Here is a 21,213-nt window from a genome sequence, read left to right on the forward strand (position 1 = left end):
TCAGTTCTCCTTGAACGGGAAGCCGAGCTGCCGCAGCAGCGCCCGCCCCTCGTCGTCGTTCTTGGCGGTGGTCACCACGGTGATGTCCATACCGCGGACCCGGTCGATCCGGTCCTGGTTGATCTCGTGGAACATCACCTGCTCGGTCAGGCCGAAGGTGTAGTTCCCGTTGCCGTCGAACTGCTTCGGGGACAGACCGCGGAAGTCGCGGATCCGGGGCAGCGCGAGCGACAGCAGCCGGTCCAGGAACTCCCACATCCGGTCGCCGCGCAGCGTGACGTGCGCGCCGATCGGCATGCCCTCACGCAGCTTGAACTGCGCGATGGACTTGCGGGCCTTGGTCACCGACGGCTTCTGGCCGGTGATCGCGGCCAGGTCCTTGACCGCGCCGTCGATCAGCTTGGAGTCGCGAGCCGCCTCGCCGACACCCATGTTCACCACGATCTTGGTGAGCCCGGGCACCTGCATGACGTTGTCGAAGGTGAACTCCTCCTGGAGCTTGCCGACGATCTCTTCGCGGTACTTCGTCTTCAACCGGGGCAGTGTCTTCGCCTCGGAAGCTGTGGTGGTCATCAGATCTCCTCGCCGGTGCGGCGCGAGATACGCACGCTGCGGAACCCGGTGTACGTCGAACCGTCGGGGCGCCGCTTCTGCACCTCGACGCGGTTGTAGCCGACGCGGGTGGTGACCTTCTGCTTCTTGCCATCCGCGTCGGTGATCTCGACGATCAGCATCACGTTGGAGACGTGGATCGGGGCTTCCTGGGTGACGATGCCACCCGTGGTGCCGCCGCGCTGGGCCTGCTGCACCTTGGTGTGCTTCTTGACCCGGTTGACGCCTTCGACGATGACCTTCTCGTCCTCGGGCAGGACCGAGATGATCTTGCCCTCGAGACCCTTGGACTTGCCGGCGATCACGCGAACGAGATCACCCTTCTTCACATGCAGCGAACGCTGCGTCTTCTTGACCTGTGCCATCTCAGAGCACCTCCGGAGCGAGCGAGATGATCTTCATGAAGCGCTTCTCGCGCAGCTCCCGGCCGACCGGCCCGAAGATGCGGGTGCCACGCGGCTCGCCGTCGGCCTTGAGGATGACGGCGGCGTTCTCGTCGAACCGGATGTAGGAGCCGTCCGGACGCCGGCGCTCCTTCACGGTCCGCACGATGACGGCCTTGACGACGTCACCCTTCTTGACACCGCCGCCCGGGATCGCGTCCTTGACGGTGGCGACGATCGTGTCACCGACACCGGCGTAGCGCCGACCGGAGCCACCGAGCACGCGGATGCACAAGATCTCCTTGGCACCCGTGTTGTCGGCGACCTTCAGTCGCGACTCCTGCTGGATCATCTGTTGATCTCCTGGTTGTCTCGCTGGTTCTCACTCACATGAGCCTTGCGGAACGAATAATTTCGATTGATTACCGCTGGGCGTTGCCGTGCGGTGCGCTGCGGGCCTACTTGGCCTTCTCGAGGATCTCCACGACGCGCCAGCGCTTGGTCGCCGACAGCGGCCTGGTCTCCATCAGGAGGACCCGGTCGCCCGTACCGGCGGCGTTCTGCTCGTCGTGCGCCTTGAGCTTGCTGGTGCGGCGGATGACCTTGCCGTACAGCTTGTGCTTGACCCGGTCCTCGACCTCGACGGTGACGGTCTTGTCCATCTTGTCGCTCAGCACCAGACCCTCACGGGTCTTGCGGCGGCCTCGCGTCTCGGTGGCGGTCGTGCTCACGGTCTCGTCCTTCGCTGCGTTCTCGGTCATGCCTTGCTCCCAGCCTTCTCGCTGTCGTCCGCGGTCTCTTCGGCTTCGGTCTCGGCTGAGTCATCAGCCTCGGCGACCGGAGCGGCGTCGACCTCGTCGGTGATGCCGAGCGCGCGCTCGGTCAGCACCGTGTAGATGCGGGCGATGTCCTTGCGGACGGCGCGCAGCCGGCCGTGGGACTCCAGCTGACCCGTGGCAGCCTGGAACCGGAGGTTGAACAGCTCCTCCTTGGCGTTACCGAGCTTCTCCAGAAGCTCGTCCTTTCCCAGGTTCCGCAGTTCGGCGGCGGTCAGGGTAGCCATCAGTTCTCACCTGCCTCTCGGGTGATGAAGCGGCACTTCATCGGCAACTTGTGGATCGCGCGGCGCATGGCCTCGCGAGCGACTTCCTCGGTCACGCCCGACAGTTCGAACATGACGCGGCCGGTCTTGACGTTGGCGATCCACCACTCGGGCGAACCCTTACCGGAACCCATCCGGGTCTCGGCCGGCTTCTTGGTCAGCGGGCGGTCCGGGTAGATGTTGATCCAGACCTTTCCGCCTCGCTTGATGTGCCGGGTCATCGCGATACGAGCGGACTCGATCTGCCGGTTGGTGACGTAGTGGTTCTCCAGCGCCTGGATACCGAAGTCACCGAAGGCCAGCGTGGTACCGCCCTTGGCAGCGCCGGAGCGCTTCGGGTGGTGCTGCTTGCGGTGCTTGACCTTGCGGGGGATGAGCACGGTTCAGCTCTCCGTTCCGGTCGTCTCGGCGGGCTTGTCGGCGGCGGGGGCGTCGGCCTTGGGGGCCTCGGCCTTCGCGGCCGGCGCGCCACCGTCACGACGGTCGTCGCGACGACCACCACGGTCACCGCCACGGCCACCACGGTCACCGCGGTCGCCACCACCGTCACGACGGGCCGGACGGCCACGCTGCTGCGTGGCGGCGCGGGCAGCTGCCTGCGCCTCCCGCTCGGCGCGGGTACCGGCGACGTCGCCCTTGTAGATCCAGACCTTCACGCCGATCCGGCCGAAGGTCGTGCGGGCCTCGTAGAAGCCGTAGTCGATGTCCGCGCGGAGCGTGTGCAACGGCACCCGGCCCTCGCGGTAGAACTCCGACCGCGACATCTCGGCGCCACCGAGCCGGCCGGAGCACTGGATCCGGATGCCCAGGGCGCCGCCACGCATGGTGGTCTGCATCGCCTTGCGCATCGCGCGGCGGAACGCCACCCGGCCGGACAGCTGCTCGGCCACACCCTGGGCGACCAGCTGAGCGTCGACCTCGGCGTTCTTCACCTCGAGGATGTTCAGCTGCACCTGCTTGCCGGTGAGCTCCTCCAGGCTGCCGCGGATCCGGTCCGCCTCGGCGCCGCGGCGACCGATGACGATGCCCGGACGGGCGGTGTGGATGTCGACCCGGACCCGGTCACGGGTGCGCTCGATCTCCACCCGGGAGATCCCTGCGCGCTCCATGCCCTTGCCCAGCAGGCGGCGGATCTTGACGTCCTCGCCCACGTAGTCCCGGTAGAGCTTGTCGGCGTACCAACGGCTCTTGTGGTCCGTGCTGATGCCGAGTCGGAACCCGTGCGGGTTTACCTTCTGGCCCACTATCGGGTCTCCTTCTTCTCAGCCTTGTCGGCGGTCGCCTTCTTGGTCGGCGCCTTCTTGGCCGGTGCCTTCTTGGCAGTGGCCTTCTTCGCGTCGTCCTTGCTGGCGTCCGCCTTCTTGGCGTCGGCCTTCTTCACCGGCGGCTCGGCCTCGACCTTCGGGCCGACCACGACAGTGATGTGGCTGGTCCGCTTGTCGATCCGGGTGGCCCGGCCCTGTGCCCGCGGGCGGTGACGCTTCAGCGTCGGCCCCTCGTCCACGAAAGCCTTGACCACGACCAGGTCGGTCCGGGTCAGGTGCTCGGTGCCCTCGGCGTTCGCCGCGGCGCTGTCGACGACCTTGTACACGGTCGCGGCAGCGGCCTGCGGGGCGAACTTCAGAGTGGCGAGGGCGTCGTCGACGCCCATGCCGCGCACCAGATCGAGCACGCGACGCGCCTTCATCGGCGTCACGCGGACGAAGCGCGCGACCGCGAAGGCCCCGGGCTCGTCGCCCAGCAGGCTCTCGCGACGGGCACTGACGGCCCTACGCTCTTGAACGCTCATGATGTTCGAATCTCTCCGTAGGTTTCTGCTCTGCGCTTCGTCCTGACCGAGGTCAGCGACGCCGTGCCTTGCGGTCGTCCTTCTCGTGGCCCTTGAACGTCCGGGTCGGGGCGAACTCGCCGAGCTTGTGCCCGACCATCGCGTCCGTCACGAACACCGGGACGTGCTTGCGGCCGTCGTGCACCGCGAGCGTGTGGCCGATCATGTCGGGAATGATCATGGATCGGCGCGACCAGGTCTTGATCACGTTCTTGGTGCCCTTTTCGTTCTGCACCTCCACCTTCTTGAGCAGGTGGTGGTCGACGAACGGGCCCTTCTTGAGGCTGCGTGGCATTCTGTCCGGCTCCTATCAGCGCTTCTTGCCGGCCTTGCGGCGCCGGACGATCATGCGGTCGCTTTCCTTGCGGGTGCGGGTGCGACCCTCGGGCTTGCCCCACGGGGACACCGGGTGACGTCCACCCGAGGTCTTACCCTCACCACCACCGTGCGGGTGGTCGACCGGGTTCATCGCGACACCGCGGACGGTCGGGCGCTTGCCCTTCCAGCGCATCCGGCCGGCCTTGCCCCAGTTGATGTTCGACTGCTCGCCGTTGCCCACCTCACCGAGGGTGGCGCGGCAGCGCACGTCGACCATCCGGACCTCGCCGGACGGCATCCGCAGGGTGGCCATCCGGCCCTCCTTGGCGACCAGCTGAACGCTGGCACCGGCGGAGCGGGCCATCTTGGCGCCACCGCCCGGACGCAGCTCGACGGCGTGCACCGTGGAACCGACCGGGATGTTGCGCAGCGGCAGGTTGTTGCCCACCTTGATGTCGGCGGCCGGGCCGTTCTCGACGATCGTGCCCTGCTTCAGGTTCGACGGGGCGAGGATGTAGCGCTTCTCCCCGTCGACGTAGTGCAGCAGCGCGATCCGCGCGGTGCGGTTCGGGTCGTACTCGATCTCGGCGACCTTGGCCGGCACGCCGTCCTTGTCGTACCGCTTGAAGTCGATCAGGCGGTACGCCCGCTTGTGCCCACCGCCGTGGTGGCGGGTGGTGATCTTGCCGGAGTTGTTCCGGCCACCCTTCTTGGGCAGCGGCCGGAGCAGCGACTTCTCAGGGGTCGAACGGGTGAGCTCGACGAAGTCGGCCACGCTCGAGCCACGGCGGCCCGGCGTCGTCGGCTTGTATTTGCGGATACCCATTACGACTGGCCTCCGAAGATGTCGATACGGTCGTCGCCGGCGAGGCTGACGATCGCTCGCTTGGCGTCAGGACGCTTGCCCCAGCCCGTACGGGTACGGCGGCGCTTGCCCTTGCGGTTGAGAGTGTTGACGGACGTGACCCGCACCTTGAAGACCTTCTCGACCGCGAGCTTGATCTCGGTCTTGTTGGCGTCCGGGGCGACCTCGAACGTGTACTTCTGCTCGTCCAGCAGGCCGTAGCTCTTCTCGCTCACGACCGGCCGCAGCAGCACGTCCCGCGGGTCCTTGTTGACTCCGTGACTCATGCTTCTACCTCCTGCTCGGCCTCGGTCGACGTAGCGACGGCCTTGACGGACTTGCCCTTCGGCGCACCCGCGACGAACGACTCGAGCGCGGGGCTGGTGAAGATCACCGCGTCGCTGCAGAGCACGTCGTACGCGTTCAGCTGGTCGGCCGCGATCAGGTGCACGGTCGGCGCGTTGCGCAGGCTCAGCCAGGTCAGCTCGTCGGCGCGGTCGACGACGACCAGCACCTTGACGTACTCGGTGACCTCGGCCAGCACCTTCAGCGCCGCCTTGGTGGAGGGCTTGTCGCCGTCCACCAACTTCTCGACCACGTGCACGCGGCCGTCACGGGCCCGGTCCGACAGCGCGCCGCGGAGTGCGGCGGCGACCATCTTCTTCGGGGTCCGCTGGCTGTAGTCGCGCGGGGTCGGGCCGTGCACGACGCCACCACCGGTGAACTGCGGCGCGCGGGTCGAGCCCTGACGGGCGCGACCGGTGCCCTTCTGGCGGTACGGCTTGGCGCCACCGCCGGACACCTCGCCGCGGCGCTTGACCTTGTGCGTGCCCTGACGGGCAGCGGCCAGCTGGGCCACGACGACCTGGTGGATCAGCGGGATGTTGACCTGTACGTCGAACAGCTCGGCGGGGAGCTCCGCGGAACCCTTCTTGCTGACCTTCTCGCCCTTCACGACGACGACGTCAACGGTGCTCATTTGGTGGCTCCCTTCGCGGCGTTACGGATCAGCACCAGGCCGCCCTTGGGACCGGGGACTGCGCCCTTGAGCAGGATCAGGCCGCGCTCGGTGTCGATCGCGTGGACCGTCACGTTCTGCGTGGTGACCTTCTCGTGGCCCATCCGGCCCGACATCTTCATACCCTTGAAGACGCGGCCGGGGGTCGCGCAGCCGCCGATGGAACCCGGCGAGCGGTGCTTCTTGTGCACACCGTGGGTGGCGCGCAGACCGTGGAAGCCGTGCCGCTTCATCACACCGGCGAAACCCTTGCCCTTGCTGGTGGCGGACACGTCGACGATCTCGCCGGCGGCGAACGCCTCGGCCTTGATCTCCTGGCCGAGCGTGTACTCGCTGGCGTCAGCGGTCCGCAGCTCGAGCAGGTGGCGACGCGGGGTCACGCCGGCCTTCTCGAAGTGGCCGCGCATCGGCGAGGTCACCTTGCGGGGGTCGATGTCGCCGAAGGCGATCTGGACGCCGTCGTAGCCGTGGCTGTCCGAGGTACGCACCTCGGTGACCACGCAGGGGCCGGCCTGGATCACGGTGACGGGGACGACTCGGTTGTTCTCGTCCCAGGTCTGGGTCATGCCGAGCTTGGTGCCCAGCAGACCGCGCGTGTTCTTTAGCTTGCTCATTGGTTATTCGCGTCCCTCAGAGCTTGATCTCGATGTCGACACCGGCCGGCAGGTCGAGACGCATCAGCGAGTCGACCGTCTTCGGGGTGGGGTCGATGATGTCGATGAGCCGCTTGTGGGTGCGCATCTCGAAGTGCTCGCGGCTGTCCTTGTACTTGTGCGGCGAGCGGATGACGCAGAACACGTTCTTTTCCGTCGGCAACGGCACCGGGCCAGCAACCTTCGCACCAGTACGCGTCACCGTGTCGACAATCTTGCGCGCCGAACTGTCGATGACCTCGTGGTCGTAGGCCTTCAGCCGGATGCGGATCTTTTGTCCCGCCATCGCTTCGCTTCGTCCTTCTCTTCGTCTTCGTTGCGTTGCTCCGACCCCCGCGGTCGGGTGTGTCGCGGACGCGGCACGCGCGTCAGTACGACAAACTTCGACCCTGGGATGGTGATCGGGGTTCGGTCTCGGACCGGAACCTCGGCATGGTCTCCGGTCCGGCGCACCTGCCAGACAAGCGTCTGTGGCGCACCCCGGCGGCCTCGCCTGAGCAACCTGAATATTGTGCCAGAGATCGGCACCGGAATGCCAATCGGGTGGCTTCGGGCCAGCTCCGGATCGTTCCACGGACCCGGAGCGGGCTCAAAGCAGAGGTCCGCGGGGCTCAGACTGCGAGCCCTCGCGGACCTCCTGAAATCACTTGAGGATCTTGGTGACCCGGCCGGCGCCGACGGTGCGGCCACCTTCACGGATCGCGAACTTCAGGCCCTCTTCCATGGCGATCGGCTGGATCAGCTCGACCGACATGTCGGTGTTGTCGCCCGGCATGACCATCTCGGTGCCCTCGGGCAGCGTGACGACGCCGGTGACGTCCGTGGTGCGGAAGTAGAACTGCGGGCGGTAGTTCTGGAAGAACGGCGTGTGCCGGCCGCCCTCTTCCTTCGACAGGATGTAGACCGAAGCGTCGAAGTTGGTGTGCGGGGTGGTGGTGCCCGGCTTGATCACGACCATGCCGCGCTCGACGTCCTCGCGCTTGGTGCCACGAAGCAGCAGACCGACGTTCTCGCCGGCCTCACCGGTGTCGAGCAGCTTGCGGAACATCTCGATACCGGTGACCGTGGTGGTCTGCTTCTCCGGGCGGATGCCGATCAGGTCGACGGTCTCGTTGACCTTGACCACGCCGCGCTCGATCCGGCCGGTGATGACAGTGCCGCGACCCGTGATGGTGAAGACATCCTCCACCGGCATCAGGAACGGCTTGTCGATCTCGCGCACCGGCTGCGGGATGTAGGAGTCGACCGCGTCCATCAGCTCGATGATCGACTCGCCCCACTTTGCGTCACCCTGCAGAGCCGGGGCCGCCGCGACCTTGATGACCGGGGCGTTGTCGCCGTCGAACTCCTGCTCGGAGAGCAGCTCGCGAACCTCGAGCTCGACGAGCTCCAGGATCTCCTCGTCGTCGACCATGTCGCACTTGTTCAGGGCGACGACCATCGCCGGCACGCCGACCTGACGGGCGAGCAGCACGTGCTCACGCGTCTGCGGCATCGGGCCGTCGGTGGCGGCGACGACCAGGATCGCACCGTCCATCTGGGCCGCACCGGTGATCATGTTCTTGATGTAGTCCGCGTGACCCGGGCAGTCGACGTGGGCGTAGTGCCGGGCCTCGGTCTGGTACTCGACGTGCGCGATGGAGATGGTGATACCGCGCTGACGCTCTTCCGGCGCCTTGTCGATCTGATCGAAGGCCGAGGCCTCGTTCAGAGTCGGGTACTTGTCGTGCAGCACCTTGGTGATCGCCGCGGTAAGAGTGGTCTTACCGTGGTCGATGTGACCGATGGTGCCGATGTTGACGTGCGGCTTAGTCCGCTCGAACTTCGCCTTAGCCACTGGGGCCCTCCTGGAAAGTGTTGACTTACGCCGTACGCCGACGCGCTGTGGGTTGGTTGGTCCGGGGCGAGATTACTCGCCGCGGGCCTTCTTGATGATCTCTTCCGCCACGTTCTTCGGAACCTCGGCGTAGGAATCGAACTGCATCGAGTACGACGCGCGACCCTGGGTCTTCGACCGCAGGTCACCGACGTACCCGAACATCTCGGACAACGGCACCGAGGCTTTGATAGCCCGGCTGCCACCGGGGCCTTCGTCCATCGACTGGATCTGGCCACGGCGTGAGTTGAGGTCTCCGATCACTTCACCCATGTAGTCCTCAGGGGTGATGACCTCGACCGCGAACATCGGCTCCAGGATGACCGGAGTCGCCCGGCGGGCGGCGTCCTTGAAGGCCATCGAACCGGCGATCTTGAAGGCGAGCTCGGACGAGTCGACATCGTGGTAGGCGCCGTCTCGCAGCGTCACCTTGATGTCCACCATCGGGTAGCCGGCCAGTACGCCGAACTCCATCGCCTCCTGGGCGCCCTCGTCCACCGACGGGATGTACTCCCGGGGGATGCGGCCACCGGTGACGGCGTTGACGAACTCGTACCCGCCCTCACCACCGGTCTCGGCGCTGGTCGGCTCGATGTCGATGATCACGCGCGCGAACTGACCTGAACCACCGGTCTGCTTCTTGTGCGTGTAGTCGACCTTCTCGACCTTCTTCTTGATCGTCTCGCGGTAGGCGACCTGGGGCTTGCCGACGTTGGCCTCGACGCGGAACTCGCGCTTCATCCGGTCGACCAGGATCTCCAGGTGGAGCTCGCCCATCCCGGCGATGATCGTCTGGCCGGTGTCCTCGTCGGTCCGGACCTGGAAGGTCGGGTCCTCGTCGGCCAGGCGCTGGATGGCGACACCCAGCTTCTCCTGGTCGGCCTTCGACTTCGGCTCGATCGCGACCGAGATCACCGGAGCCGGGAACTGCATCGACTCCAGGATGATCGGCTTGGCCGGGTCGCACAGCGTCTCACCGGTGGTGGTGTCCTTCAGACCCATCACCGCGACGATGTGGCCGGCGCCGACCGACGCGATCTCCTCACGCTTGTTCGCGTGCATCCGGTAGATCTTGCCGATCCGCTCCTTGCGCCCCTTGGTGGGGTTCAGGACCTGGGTGCCGGTCTCGAGCTTGCCCGAGTACACCCGGATGAAGGTCAGCTTGCCCAGGTGCGGGTCGGCCGCGATCTTGTAGGCCAGCGCCGAGAACGGCTCGGCGTCGGCCGCCTTGCGGGTGACGACGACCTCGGGGTCCTTGACGTCGTGGCCCTCGATGTCGGGCACGTCGAGCGGGCTCGGCAGGTACGCGTTGATGGCGTCGAGCAGGGGCTGCACGCCCTTGTTCTTGAACGCCGTACCGGTCAGCACCGGGGTCAGCTTGCTGGCGATGGTCGCCCGCCGGATGCCCGCGACGATCTGCTCCTGGGTCGGGGCTTCGCCCTCCAGGTACATCTCCATGATCTCGTCGTCGGCCTCGGCCAGCGTCTCGATCAGCTTGTCGCGCCACTCGGCGGCGATCTCGGTGTGGCTGGCCGGGATCTCCTCGATGGTGTAGTCCTCACCCATCGTGGTCTCGCCACGCCACGTCAGCGCCCGCATACCGACCAGATCGACGACGCCGATGAAGTCGGCCTCCGAACCGATCGGCAGCTGCAGCACCAGCGGCACCGCGGCCAGCCGGTCGACGATCATGTCGACGCAGCGCATGAACTCGGCGCCGGTGCGGTCGAGCTTGTTCACGAAGCAGATCCGCGGTACGCCGTACCGGTCCGCCTGACGCCACACGGTCTCGGACTGCGGCTCGACGCCGGCGACACCGTCGAACACGGCGACGGCACCGTCGAGGACGCGCAGCGAGCGCTCCACCTCGACAGTGAAGTCGACGTGGCCCGGGGTGTCGATGATGTTGATGGTGTGGTCTTTCCAGGTGCAGGTCGTCGCGGCGGACGTGATGGTGATGCCGCGCTCCTGCTCCTGCTCCATCCAGTCCATCGTGGCGGCGCCGTCGTGGACCTCACCGATCTTGTAAGTGATACCGGTGTAGAAGAGGATCCGCTCAGTCGTCGTCGTCTTACCGGCGTCGATGTGGGCCATGATGCCGATGTTGCGCACCATGCTCAGGTCGGTGGTGATTTGTACGGCCACCTCGGTGGTCTACCTCTCGCTTCTGTAGTGCTTCAAATGGGTGATCTGGGGGTCCGGGAACGGACCCCGGATCACCAGCGGTAGTGGGCGAAAGCCTTGTTGGCTTCGGCCATCTTGTGCGTGTCCTCGCGGCGCTTGACTGCGGCACCCAGACCGTTCGACGCGTCCAGGATCTCGTTCATCAGGCGCTCGGACATGGTCTTCTCGCGACGCGCACGGGAGTACGAAGTCATCCAGCGCAGGGCGAGCGTGGTCGAGCGACCGGGCTTGACCTCGATCGGCACCTGGTAGGTGGCTCCACCGACGCGGCGGCTCTTCACCTCGATGCTGGGCTTCACGTTGTCCAGTGCGCGCTTCAGCGTGATCACTGGATCGGTGCCGGTCTTCGCCCGGGTGCCCTCGAGCGCCGTGTAGACGATGCTCTGGGCGATCTGCTTCTTGCCGTCGACCAGGATCTTGGAGATCAACTGGGTGACGAGCGGCGAGCTGTAGACCGGGTCGATGATGACCGGCCGCTTCGGGGCGGGACCCTTGCGCGGCATTAGCTCTTCTCCTTCTTCGCGCCGTACCGGCTGCGAGCCTGCTTCCGGTTCTTCACACCCTGGGTGTCGAGCGAACCGCGGATGATCTTGTACCGAACACCCGGGAGGTCCTTCACCCGGCCACCACGCACGAGCACGATCGAGTGCTCCTGCAGGTTGTGGCCGACTCCGGGAATGTAGGCGGTGACCTCGATGCCGCTGGTGAGGCGGACACGTGCGACCTTCCGAAGGGCCGAGTTCGGCTTCTTCGGAGTGGTCGTGTAGACGCGTGTGCACACACCACGACGCTGAGGGGAACCCTTCAGGGCCGGCGTCTTGTTCTTGGACACCTTGTCCTGGCGGCCCTTGCGGACCAACTGCTGGATGGTGGGCACCGCGTAGGTCTCTTTCTGTCGTCCGGTCGGTTGCTGCGCGCCTGACCCCCGCGGTCGGGTGTGTCGCGTAGGCACGGGGCAGACCGGAGTCATAAACTTCCTGACTGTCAGCAGAAGTCCCGTGCCACGCGCGCTGACCCGATACGAGGGGCACGCATGACGGCCCAGGATGACCCGGGCACGATCGTTAAGACTAGCGGCTGCCTCAAGCACGGTCAAAACAGATCACCGTGCAGGGCTGAGGCCCGGCCGCTTCGACAGTTTACAGGGTCTAGGCCGTAACTCTTTCATCGAGCCTGAAACCCGCCACCGCGGTCCGCTCGAACCTCCGCGGAGGATCGAGCGGACCCTTCCTGTCAGGCGAGGAAGCGAACCTCGACGATCAGGCCCTCCTGAACGCGGTAGAGGGAGATCGTAGGGGTCGGGCCCTGGTCGGAGTCGTGGACGAGGGAGTGGTCGACGACCCACTCGCCCAGGGTGATCCGCTGGATCAGCTCGGTCTTGCACTGACCGGTCTCGAAGTGCGGCCGGTAGTACTCACGCAGCGACCGGCGACCGCGCATGACGGTGCCGTCCGCGAGCTGGAGCTGGGCGGTCGGCGAGTACATCGCCAGGAACGCCTCCAGATCGTGCGCCAGATAAGCAGCCTGCTCCCGACGCACCACCCGAGCCGCCGGGCTATCAGCCCCAGCCGAAACCGAAGGAGCCGATGCCGAAGCAGGTAGAGAGGACGCAGCCGCCGTAAGAGCACCAGAAGCGGACTCAGCTGCCAGCTGGTCGGCCGGCGCCTGAGTGCGGGTGGTGGCAGGGGCGACCTGCTGACTGGCGGGGCCAGCAGGAGTGCCTGCGGCCGCGGGGGCGCCTGCGGCAGTCGCTGTGGCGGTTGGGCGGGTTGTCGTGGTGGGGGTGGAGGTTGGTTGGGAGGTGGGGGTTGGGATGGGGAGCTGGGCGCTGGGGTCCTCGCCGAGGTGGGCGATGGCCCAGTCCAGGGCCTTGGTCACCGCGGCGCGGGATTCGTCGGTGTGGTCGAGCATGTCGAAGCCGTGTTGCCCTTTCGGTACGTCGATGATGTCCAGCGCGGCGCCACCGGCGGAGACGAACTCCGCCACCGGACCGGCGAGCTCCTCCCGCTCGCGGCCGACCCTCGTCAGCAGCACCGGCAGGACGCTATTTGCGGGTTTGCCGATGACCTCGGCGGCGGAAACCAGTTCGTCGACACCGGGCGGGGTGGCGAGGCGGGGATAGCTGAGCAGGACGCAGCGGAGCCAGTCGGGGCGGCTGTCCAGCCACTCCCCCGCCAGCAGTCCGGCGCCCGAGAAGAACCACAGGGCGATGCGGTTCGGATCCACCTGCGGATCAGCCCGCAGTACGGCGATGGCGGCCTCTACGTCGTCCGCTGCGTCGATCAGCCGGTCGAGTCCATGGATCAGGCTGTGGTCGACCGTGACGCCCACCAGACCGCGTTGTGCGGCCGCTGACGCATAGCCGGTGTAGACCGGCCAGTCGCGGGGCAGGACGTCGAGATCGGCGGGCACCGGACCCCCGTGGACAAAGAGGATCGCGCCCGTCCGCGCGGTCGATCCCGGCCGGTGGAAGTCGAGCTGACCGACCCTGTCGACCCGCTGATCCGCAGCGGCCGCGACCTCGAGGACGAAGGGCTGCAGCTGGACCGGGAGCTCTGCCATGCGGTCATCTTCGCGCATCCCGCCGACACTTCAACTCCGACCCCGCGCGTTGCCCCGAAACCCACCTCCACCCCCGGCGTGTCGCCCTCTCACCGACCCTCCGCGCTCCCCTGCATTCCCCATCCCCAGCACGCTTCCGCACTCCTCCAAATTTATTGCCCTAAGCAACAATCGTTGATCGCGGCGACGACCGGGGCAGCAATGCCGCGAGGGCGGCACCCCCTGATGGGAGTGCCGCCCTCGGCGGGTACTGGGTGACTTCAGTTCTGGTACGAGCCCAGGTCGAAGTCGTCGAGCGGGACCGACTGACCCGCGGACGGGCCGAAGTCGTAGTCGTACGACTCGTAGCCGACCATCGAGTACATCGCGGCCTTCGCCTCCTCGGTGGGCTCCACCCGGATGTTGCGGTAACGGTCCATGCCGGTACCCGCCGGGATCAGCTTTCCGATGATGACGTTCTCCTTCAGACCGACCAGCGAGTCGGACTTGCCGTGGATCGCGGCCTCGGTGAGGACGCGGGTCGTCTCCTGGAAGGAGGCGGCCGACAGCCACGACTCGGTCGCGAGCGACGCCTTGGTGATCCCCATCAGGACCGGACGTCCCGAGGCCGGCGTACCGCCCTCGGCCACGACCCGACGGTTCTCCGCCTCGAACATCAGGCGGTCCGCCAGCTCGCCCGGCAGCAGGTTCGCCTCGCCGGACTCGATCACCGTGACCCGGCGCAACATCTGCCGGACGATGATCTCGATGTGCTTGTCGTGGATGGCCACACCCTGCGACCGGTACACCGCCTGGACCTCGTCCACCAGGTGCTCCTGCGCCTTGCGGATGCCCAGGATCCGCAGAACCTCCTGCGGGTCCGGCGTACCCTGCGTCAGCTGCTGTCCGACCTCGACGTGCTGGCCGTCCTCGATCAGCAGCCGGCCGCGCTTCGACACCGGGTAGGCGACCTCCTCGGAACCGTCGTCCGGGGTGAGCACCAGCTTCCGGGTCTTGTCGGTGTCCTCGATCGCGATCCGGCCGGCGGCCTCGGCGATCGGCGCCTTGCCCTTGGGCTGACGCGCCTCGAACAGCTCGACCACGCGGGGCAGACCGTGGGTGATGTCATCACCCGCGACACCACCGGTGTGGAAGGTACGCATGGTCAGCTGCGTACCGGGCTCACCGATGGACTGCGCCGCGATGATGCCGACGGCCTCGCCGATGTCGACCGGCTTGCCGGTCGCCAGCGAACGCCCGTAGCACTTCGCGCAGGTACCGGTCTTGGCGTCACAGGTCAGCACGGAGCGGACCTTGACCTCCTCGATCCCCGCATCCACCAGCGCGGCGATGGACACGTCGCCCAGGTCGCTGCCGGCGGTCAGTACCACGTTGCCCTTGGCGTCCGTGACATCGGTCGCCAGGGTGCGGGCGTAGGCGCTGGTCTCCACGTTCTCCGCGTGCACGACCTTGCCGTCCGCGTTCCGCTCGCCGATCTGCTTGGGCAGACCACGCTCGGTGCCGCAGTCCTCCTCGCGGATGATGACGTCCTGCGAGACGTCCACCAGACGACGGGTCAGGTACCCCGAGTCGGCGGTCCGCAGCGCGGTGTCGGCCAGACCCTTCCGGGCACCGTGGGTGGCGATGAAGTACTCGACCACCGACAGACCCTCGCGGAAGTTGGACTTGATCGGCCGGGCGATGATCTCGCCCTTCGGGTTGGCGACCAGACCCCGCATACCGGCGATCTGCCGGATCTGCATCATGTTGCCTCGCGCACCGGAGTGCACCATCATCCAGATCGGGTTGGTCTTGGCGAAGTTCTCCTCCATCGCCTTGCCGACCTCGGCGTTGGCGCCGGTCCAGATCTCGATCAGTTCCTGCCGCCGCTCGGACGAGGTGATGAGACCTCGCTCGAACTGCTTCTGGACCTTCTCGGCCTGCGACTCGTAGCGCGCCATGATCTCGGGCTTGCTCGGCGGCGTGCTGAAGTCGTCGATCGACACCGTGACACCCGACCGGGTGGCCCAGCGGAAACCGAGGTCCTTCAGCGCGTCCAGGCAGTAGGCCACCTGGACCTTGGAGTAGCGCTCGGCCAGATCGTTGACGATCGAACCCAGCTGCTTCTTGCCGACCTCGACGTCCACGAAGGTGTAGTCGCTCGGCAGCGCCTCGTTGAACAGCGCGCGGCCCAGCGTCGTCTCCATCGAGAAGCCGCCGTTCGGACGCTCGGTCGAGCCTTCCGGTGCGCCGGCCTCGTCGAGGCGCAGGGTGACCTTCGCCTGCAGCGAGAGCTCGCCACGGTCGAAGGCCATCAGGGCCTCGGCCACCGAGGTGAAGGCACGACCCTCACCGAGGGCGCCTTCCTTCAGCATGGTCAGGAAGTAGATGCCGATGATCATGTCCTGGGTCGGCATCGTGACCGGACGGCCGTCAGCAGGCTTCAGGATGTTGTTCGTCGACAGCATCAGGATCCGCGCCTCGGCCTGGGCCTCGGCCGACAGCGGCAGGTGCACCGCCATCTGGTCACCGTCGAAGTCCGCGTTGAACGCGGAGCAGACGAGCGGGTGGATCTGGATCGCCTTGCCCTCGATCAGCTGCGGCTCGAACGCCTGGATGCCCAACCGGTGCAGAGTAGGCGCACGGTTCAGCAGCACGGGGTGCTCGGTGATGACCTCTTCCAGCACGTCCCAGACCTGGGCGCGCTGACGCTCGACCATCCGCTTGGCGGACTTGATGTTCTGCGCGTGGTTGAGGTCGACCAGCCGCTTCATCACGAACGGCTTGAACAGCTCCAGCGCCATCGCCTTCGGCAGACCGCACTGGTGCAGCTTCAGCTGCGGGCCGACCACGATGACCGAACGGCCGGAGTAGTCGACGCGCTTGCCCAGCAGGTTCTGACGGAACCGGCCCTGCTTGCCCTTGAGCATGTCGGACAGCGACTTCAGCGGCCGGTTGCCCGGGCCGGTGACGGGACGCCCACGGCGGCCGTTGTCGAACAGTGCGTCGACGGCCTCCTGCAGCATCCGCTTCTCGTTGTTGACGATGATCTCGGGCGCGCCCAGGTCGAGCAGCCGCTTCAGCCGGTTGTTCCGGTTGATCACCCGGCGGTACAGGTCGTTCAGGTCGGAGGTGGCGAACCGGCCACCGTCGAGCTGGACCATCGGCCGCAGGTCCGGCGGGATCACCGGGACGCAGTCGAGCACCATGCCCATCGGGCTGTTGTTGGTGGCCAGGAACGCGGTGACGACCTTGAGCCGCTTCAGGGCGCGGGTCTTGCGCTGGCCCTTACCGGTCTTGATGGTCTCCCGCAGGCTGGCCGCCTCGGCCTTGAGGTCGAAGGTCTCCAGCCGCCGCTGGATCGCGGCGGCACCCATCGCGCCCTCGAAGTACTTGCCGAACCGCTCCTTCATGGCGCGGTACAGGATCTCGTCGCCCTCAAGGTCCTGGACCTTGAGGTTCTTGAACCGGCTCCAGACCTCGTCCAGGCGGTCGATCTCGCGCTGCGCACGGTCGCGCAACTGCTTGACCTCACGCTCGGCGCCTTCCTTCACCTTGCGGCGAACGTCGGCCTTGGCGCCCTCGGCCTCGAGCTGCGCCAGGTCCTCCTCGAGCTTCTTCATCCGGGTCTCGATGTCGTTGTCGCGCCGGCCCTCGAGCTGCTTGCGCTCGACATCGGTCCGGCCCTCCAACGACGAGAGGTCGCGGTGCCGCGCCTCGTCGTCGACGTCGGTGATCATGTACGCCGCGAAGTAGATGACCTTCTCCAGGTCCTTCGGGGCGAGGTCGAGCAGGTAGCCGAGTCGCGACGGGACACCCTTGAAGTACCAGATGTGGGTGACCGGCGCGGCCAGCTCGATGTGGCCCATCCGCTCGCGGCGCACCTTGGAGCGGGTGACCTCGACGCCACACCGCTCGCAGATGATGCCCTTGAAGCGAACGCGCTTGTACTTACCGCAGTAGCACTCCCAGTCCCGGGTGGGACCGAAGATCTTCTCGCAGAACAGACCGTCACGCTCGGGCTTGAGCGTCCGGTAGTTGATCGTCTCGGGCTTCTTGACCTCGCCGTGCGACCACTGGCGGATCTCATCCGCGGTCGCCAGGCCGATCCGAAGCTCGTCGAAGAAATTCACGTCGAGCACGATGTGTTATCTCCCGTTTTTCAAAATGGTCTGAGTGAGTTGGTTGTTGATCTCAAGCGCCAACGCGCTCAGACCTCCTCGACGCTGTTCGGCTCACGCCGGGACAGATCGATTCCCAGTTCCTCCGCAGCGCGGAAGACATCCTCTTCGCTGTCGCGCATCTCGACCCGGCTTCCGTCGGACGAGAGGACCTCGACATTCAGACACAGGGACTGCATTTCCTTGACCAGAACCTTGAAGGACTCCGGGATACCCGGCTCCGGAATGTTCTCGCCCTTGACGATCGCCTCGTACACCTTGACGCGACCGACCACATCGTCCGACTTGATCGTCAGCAACTCCTGCAGCGCGAAGGCGGCACCGTAGGCCTCCAGGGCCCACACCTCCATCTCGCCGAACCGCTGACCACCGAACTGCGCCTTACCACCCAGCGGCTGCTGCGTGATCATCGAGTACGGACCGGTCGAGCGGGCGTGGATCTTGTCGTCCACCAGGTGGTGCAGCTTCAGCATGTACATGTAGCCGACGCCGACCGGCTGCGGGAAAGGCTCACCCGAGCGGCCGTCGAACAGGTTGGCCTTGCCGGTGCTGTCGACCATCCGGTCACCGTCGCGGTTCGGCAGGGTCGAGCCGAGCAGGCCGGTGACCTCTTCCTCACGCGCACCGTCGAAGACCGGGGTGGCGACGTTCGTGAACGGAGCGGCTTCGCCGGCACCGATCTTGATCAGTCGCTGGGCCCACTCTTCCTTGCTGGTCGGGTCGACCTTCCAGCCGCGGCTGGCAACCCAGCCGAGGTGGGTCTCGAGCACCTGACCGACGTTCATCCGGCCGGGCACGCCCAGCGGGTTCAGGATGATGTCGACCTGGGTGCCGTCCTCCATGAAGGGCATGTCCTCGACCGGCAGGATCTTCGAGATGACGCCCTTGTTGCCGTGGCGTCCGGCGAGCTTGTCACCGACGGAGATCTTGCGCTTCTGCGCGACGTACACGCGGACCAGCTGGTTCACGCCCGGCGGCAGTTCGTCGCCGTTGTCGCGGTCGAAGACGCGGACCCCGATAACGGTTCCGTTCTCACCGTGCGGCACCTTCAGCGAGGTGTCGCGCACCTCGCGCGCCTTCTCACCGAAGATCGCCCGGAGCAGTCGCTCCTCCGGGGTCAGCTCGGTCTCACCCTTGGGCGTGACCTTGCCGACCAGGATGTCACCGGTGGTGACCTCCGCGCCGATCCGGATGATGCCGCGCTCGTCCAGGTCCGCCAGCATCTCGTCGGAGACGTTCGGGATGTCCCGGGTGATCTCCTCCGGACCCAGCTTGGTGTCGCGGGCGTCGACCTCGTGCTCCTCGATGTGGATCGAGGTCAGCAGGTCCTGCTGCACGACGCGCTGGCTGAGGATGATCGCGTCCTCGTAGTTGTGACCCTCCCACGGCATGAACGCCACGAGCAGGTTCCGGCCGAGGGCCATCTCGCCCTCGTCGGTGCACGGACCGTCGGCCAGCGGCGAACCGATCTCGACCCGCTGCCCGGCATCGACCAGCGGACGCTGGTTGATGCAGGTGCCCTGGTTCGAGCGACGGAACTTCTGCAGCCGGTAGGTCTGGTACGTGCCGTCGTCGGCGGCGACCTCGATCAGATCGGCCGAGACCTCCTTGATCACACCCGCCTTCTCCGACACCAGCACGTCACCGGCGTCGACCGCACCGCGGAACTCCATGCCGGTACCGACCAGGGGGGCGTCCGCGGTGATCAGCGGAACGGCCTGGCGCTGCATGTTGGAGCCCATCAGGGCGCGGTTGGCGTCGTCGTGCTCGAGGAACGGGATCATCGCCGTCGCGACCGACACCATCTGGCGCGGCGAGACGTCCATGTAGTCCACGTCGTCGACCAGCACGAGCTCGACCTCACCGTGGCGCCGGCGAACCAGCACCCGGTCCTCGGCGAACGCGTTCTGCTCGTTCAGCACCGCGTTGGCCTGGGCGATGACGAAACGGTCTTCCTCGTCCGCGGTCAGGTAGTCGACCTGGTCGGTGACGACACCCTCGACGACCTTGCGGTACGGCGTCTCGACGAAACCGAACGGGTTCACCCGGCCATAGGTGGCCAGCGAACCGATCAGGCCGATGTTCGGGCCTTCCGGGGTCTCGATCGGGCACATCCGGCCGTAGTGGGACGGGTGCACGTCGCGAACCTCGAAGCCGGCCCGCTCGCGGCTCAGACCACCCGGGCCAAGCGCCGACAGGCGGCGCTTGTGGGTCAGACCCGCGATCGGGTTGGTCTGGTCCATGAACTGGGACAGCTGGGAGGTGCCGAAGAACTCCTTCAGCGCCGCCACCACCGGGCGGATGTTGATCAGCGTCTGCGGCGTGATCGCCTCGACGTCCTGAGTCGTCATCCGCTCGCGGACCACCCGCTCCATCCGGGCCAGGCCGGTCCGGAGCTGGTTCTGGATCAGCTCGCCGACCGTCCGGAGACGGCGGTTGCCGAAGTGGTCGATGTCGTCCTCTTCGACCACGATCTCGCCCTGCGGCGCGGCCAGCTCGGTCTTGCCCTCGTGCAGCGCGACCAGGTACTTGATCGTCGCGACGATGTCGTTGATCGTCAGGACGGCCGTGTCGTGCGCCTCGTCGCGGCCCAGCTTCTTGTTGATCTTGTACCGGCCGACCTTGGCGAGGTCGTAGCGCTTGCCGTTGAAGTAATAGTTGTCCAACAGCGCCTGCGCGGCCTCGCGCGTCGGGGGCTCACCCGGGCGCAGCTTGCGGTAGATGTCCAGCAGCGCGTCGTCCTGCCCGGAGGTGTGGTCCTTCTCCAGGGTGAGGCGGATCGACTCGTACTCGCCGAACTCCTCGAGGATCTGCGCGTCGGTCCAGCCGAGCGCCTTGAGCAGCACGGTGACGTTCTGCTTGCGCTTGCGGTCGAGCCGTACGCCGACCATGTCGCGCTTGTCGACCTCGAACTCCAGCCACGCACCGCGCGACGGGATGATCTTGGCGGTGAAGATGTCCTTGTCCGACGTCTTGTCCGGCGTGCGCTCGAAGTACACACCGGGCGAGCGAACCAGCTGGGACACGACGACACGCTCGGTGCCGTTGATCACGAACGTGCCCTTGCGCGTCATCAGTGGGAAATCACCCATGAAGACGGTCTGGCTCTTGATCTCACCGGTCTCGTTGTTCATGAACTCGGCGGTGACGAACAGCGGCGCCGAGTAGGTGACGTCACGCTCCTTGCACTCGTCGACCGTGTTCTTCGGGGGCTCGAACCGGTGGTCACGGAACGACAGCGACATGGTGCCGCTGAAGTCCTCGATCGGGGAGATCTCTTCGAAGATCTCCTCCAGGCCGGACGGGGAGGACAGATCAGTCCGTCCCTCCGCCTCGGCGGCGGCCACCCGGGCCTGCCAGGTTTCGTTCCCGACCAGCCAGTCGAAACTGTCCACCTGCAACGCCAGTAGATCCGGAACCTCGAGAGGCTCGGAGATCTTGGCGAAGGAGATGCGGCGGGAGCCGGAAACGTTGGTAATACTGTCGGACTGAGGGTTGCGCGAGGCGACCAAGGGGCGTCCTTCCACGGGCTCGCAAAGTAACTACTGTGCTGGCACTTCGGTGCTGGGAGCGCATGCCGAACCGCCCTAGTCAAGTTTTGACCTGAGCCAGGGGGGAGGTAGAGGCAGCGCAAAGCAATAGATTACCCGATCAGGGCAAGACTGTCCAATGG

Annotated in this window: 20 protein-coding genes and 1 pseudogene; all 21 read right to left on the minus strand. The window is 66.5% G+C overall.

Features of this window, described 5'->3' with window-relative positions; genetic code table 11:
• The 21 genes and pseudogenes from rplE to rpoB all read right to left on the minus strand — a co-directional run bounded on the left by rplE (position 1) and on the right by rpoB (position 21,052).
• Positions 1 to 573: a 50S ribosomal protein L5 gene (rplE, locus tag VFG33_RS36860; RefSeq protein ID WP_325057664.1), complete on the minus strand. Its 573-nt coding sequence runs from the start codon at positions 571 to 573 to the stop codon at positions 1 to 3.
• Positions 573 to 977, minus strand: a complete 405-nt coding sequence (rplX, locus tag VFG33_RS36865) for a 50S ribosomal protein L24 (protein WP_325057665.1) — start codon at positions 975 to 977, stop codon at positions 573 to 575. Before rplX ends, rplE begins: the two co-directional genes overlap by 1 nt.
• A 1-nt stretch (position 978) precedes the next feature.
• On the minus strand, positions 979 to 1,347 hold the full coding sequence (gene rplN / locus VFG33_RS36870; protein ID WP_077019238.1) for a 50S ribosomal protein L14: 369 nt from the start codon (positions 1,345 to 1,347) through the stop codon (positions 979 to 981).
• Positions 1,348 to 1,453: 106 nt separating this feature from the next.
• On the minus strand, positions 1,454 to 1,756 hold the full coding sequence (rpsQ, locus tag VFG33_RS36875) for a 30S ribosomal protein S17 (protein ID WP_325057666.1): 303 nt from the start codon (positions 1,754 to 1,756) through the stop codon (positions 1,454 to 1,456).
• Positions 1,753 to 2,058, minus strand: a complete 306-nt coding sequence (gene rpmC / locus VFG33_RS36880; RefSeq protein ID WP_325057667.1) for a 50S ribosomal protein L29 — start codon at positions 2,056 to 2,058, stop codon at positions 1,753 to 1,755. The genes rpsQ and rpmC overlap by 4 nt, the downstream gene beginning before the upstream one ends.
• On the minus strand, positions 2,058 to 2,477 hold the full coding sequence (gene rplP, locus VFG33_RS36885) for a 50S ribosomal protein L16 (protein ID WP_325057668.1): 420 nt from the start codon (positions 2,475 to 2,477) through the stop codon (positions 2,058 to 2,060). Before rplP ends, rpmC begins: the two co-directional genes overlap by 1 nt.
• Before the next feature lie 3 nt (positions 2,478 to 2,480).
• On the minus strand, positions 2,481 to 3,341 hold the full coding sequence (gene rpsC / locus VFG33_RS36890; protein WP_325057669.1) for a 30S ribosomal protein S3: 861 nt from the start codon (positions 3,339 to 3,341) through the stop codon (positions 2,481 to 2,483).
• An 83-nt stretch (positions 3,342 to 3,424) separates the two neighbouring features.
• Positions 3,425 to 3,886: pseudogene (gene rplV / locus VFG33_RS36895) on the minus strand (50S ribosomal protein L22); the annotation flags it as partial.
• Between the two features lie 52 nt (positions 3,887 to 3,938).
• Positions 3,939 to 4,220: a 30S ribosomal protein S19 gene (gene rpsS / locus VFG33_RS36900; protein ID WP_020388105.1), complete on the minus strand. Its 282-nt coding sequence runs from the start codon at positions 4,218 to 4,220 to the stop codon at positions 3,939 to 3,941.
• A gap of 15 nt (positions 4,221 to 4,235) precedes the next feature.
• The gene (gene rplB, locus VFG33_RS36905; RefSeq protein ID WP_325057670.1) at positions 4,236 to 5,069 is read right to left on the minus strand and encodes a 50S ribosomal protein L2; all 834 of its coding nucleotides are present in this window, start codon (positions 5,067 to 5,069) and stop codon (positions 4,236 to 4,238) included.
• Positions 5,069 to 5,374 (minus strand): 50S ribosomal protein L23, encoded by a 306-nt coding sequence (gene rplW, locus VFG33_RS36910; protein ID WP_020388107.1) that lies wholly within the window; start codon positions 5,372 to 5,374, stop codon positions 5,069 to 5,071. Before rplW ends, rplB begins: the two co-directional genes overlap by 1 nt.
• Entirely contained in the window at positions 5,371 to 6,066 is a 696-nt protein-coding gene (gene rplD, locus VFG33_RS36915) for a 50S ribosomal protein L4 (protein WP_325057671.1), read from the minus strand. Before rplD ends, rplW begins: the two co-directional genes overlap by 4 nt.
• On the minus strand, positions 6,063 to 6,719 hold the full coding sequence (gene rplC / locus VFG33_RS36920) for a 50S ribosomal protein L3 (protein WP_325057672.1): 657 nt from the start codon (positions 6,717 to 6,719) through the stop codon (positions 6,063 to 6,065). Before rplC ends, rplD begins: the two co-directional genes overlap by 4 nt.
• Positions 6,720 to 6,735: 16 nt before the next feature.
• Positions 6,736 to 7,044 carry a 30S ribosomal protein S10 gene (gene rpsJ / locus VFG33_RS36925; protein ID WP_012923688.1) on the minus strand — a complete coding sequence of 103 codons (309 nt, stop codon included), beginning with the start codon at positions 7,042 to 7,044 and terminating at the stop codon, positions 6,736 to 6,738.
• Positions 7,045 to 7,401: 357 nt separating this feature from the next.
• Positions 7,402 to 8,595, minus strand: coding sequence for an elongation factor Tu (gene tuf, locus VFG33_RS36930; RefSeq protein ID WP_325057673.1), 1,194 nt, complete (start codon positions 8,593 to 8,595; stop codon positions 7,402 to 7,404).
• Positions 8,596 to 8,667: 72 nt separating this feature from the next.
• Complete coding sequence (gene fusA / locus VFG33_RS36935) at positions 8,668 to 10,749, minus strand: elongation factor G (protein ID WP_414673014.1); 2,082 nt, start codon at positions 10,747 to 10,749, stop codon at positions 8,668 to 8,670.
• Positions 10,750 to 10,850: 101 nt separating this feature from the next.
• The gene (gene rpsG / locus VFG33_RS36940) at positions 10,851 to 11,321 is read right to left on the minus strand and encodes a 30S ribosomal protein S7 (protein WP_325057675.1); all 471 of its coding nucleotides are present in this window, start codon (positions 11,319 to 11,321) and stop codon (positions 10,851 to 10,853) included.
• Complete coding sequence (gene rpsL, locus VFG33_RS36945) at positions 11,321 to 11,695, minus strand: 30S ribosomal protein S12 (protein ID WP_012923692.1); 375 nt, start codon at positions 11,693 to 11,695, stop codon at positions 11,321 to 11,323. The genes rpsG and rpsL overlap by 1 nt, the downstream gene beginning before the upstream one ends.
• A gap of 356 nt (positions 11,696 to 12,051) precedes the next feature.
• Positions 12,052 to 13,380 carry a nuclear transport factor 2 family protein gene (locus VFG33_RS36950; protein ID WP_325057676.1) on the minus strand — a complete coding sequence of 443 codons (1,329 nt, stop codon included), beginning with the start codon at positions 13,378 to 13,380 and terminating at the stop codon, positions 12,052 to 12,054.
• Between the two features lie 260 nt (positions 13,381 to 13,640).
• Positions 13,641 to 17,501 (minus strand): DNA-directed RNA polymerase subunit beta', encoded by a 3,861-nt coding sequence (locus VFG33_RS36955; RefSeq protein WP_325057677.1) that lies wholly within the window; start codon positions 17,499 to 17,501, stop codon positions 13,641 to 13,643.
• 68 nt (positions 17,502 to 17,569) lie between these two features.
• On the minus strand, positions 17,570 to 21,052 hold the full coding sequence (gene rpoB / locus VFG33_RS36960; RefSeq protein ID WP_325057707.1) for a DNA-directed RNA polymerase subunit beta: 3,483 nt from the start codon (positions 21,050 to 21,052) through the stop codon (positions 17,570 to 17,572).
• Positions 21,053 to 21,213 lie beyond the last annotated feature (161 nt).

It is taken from the genome of Kribbella sp. (genome assembly GCF_035687465.1).
Taxonomy (GTDB): Bacteria; Actinomycetota; Actinomycetes; order Propionibacteriales; family Kribbellaceae; genus Kribbella.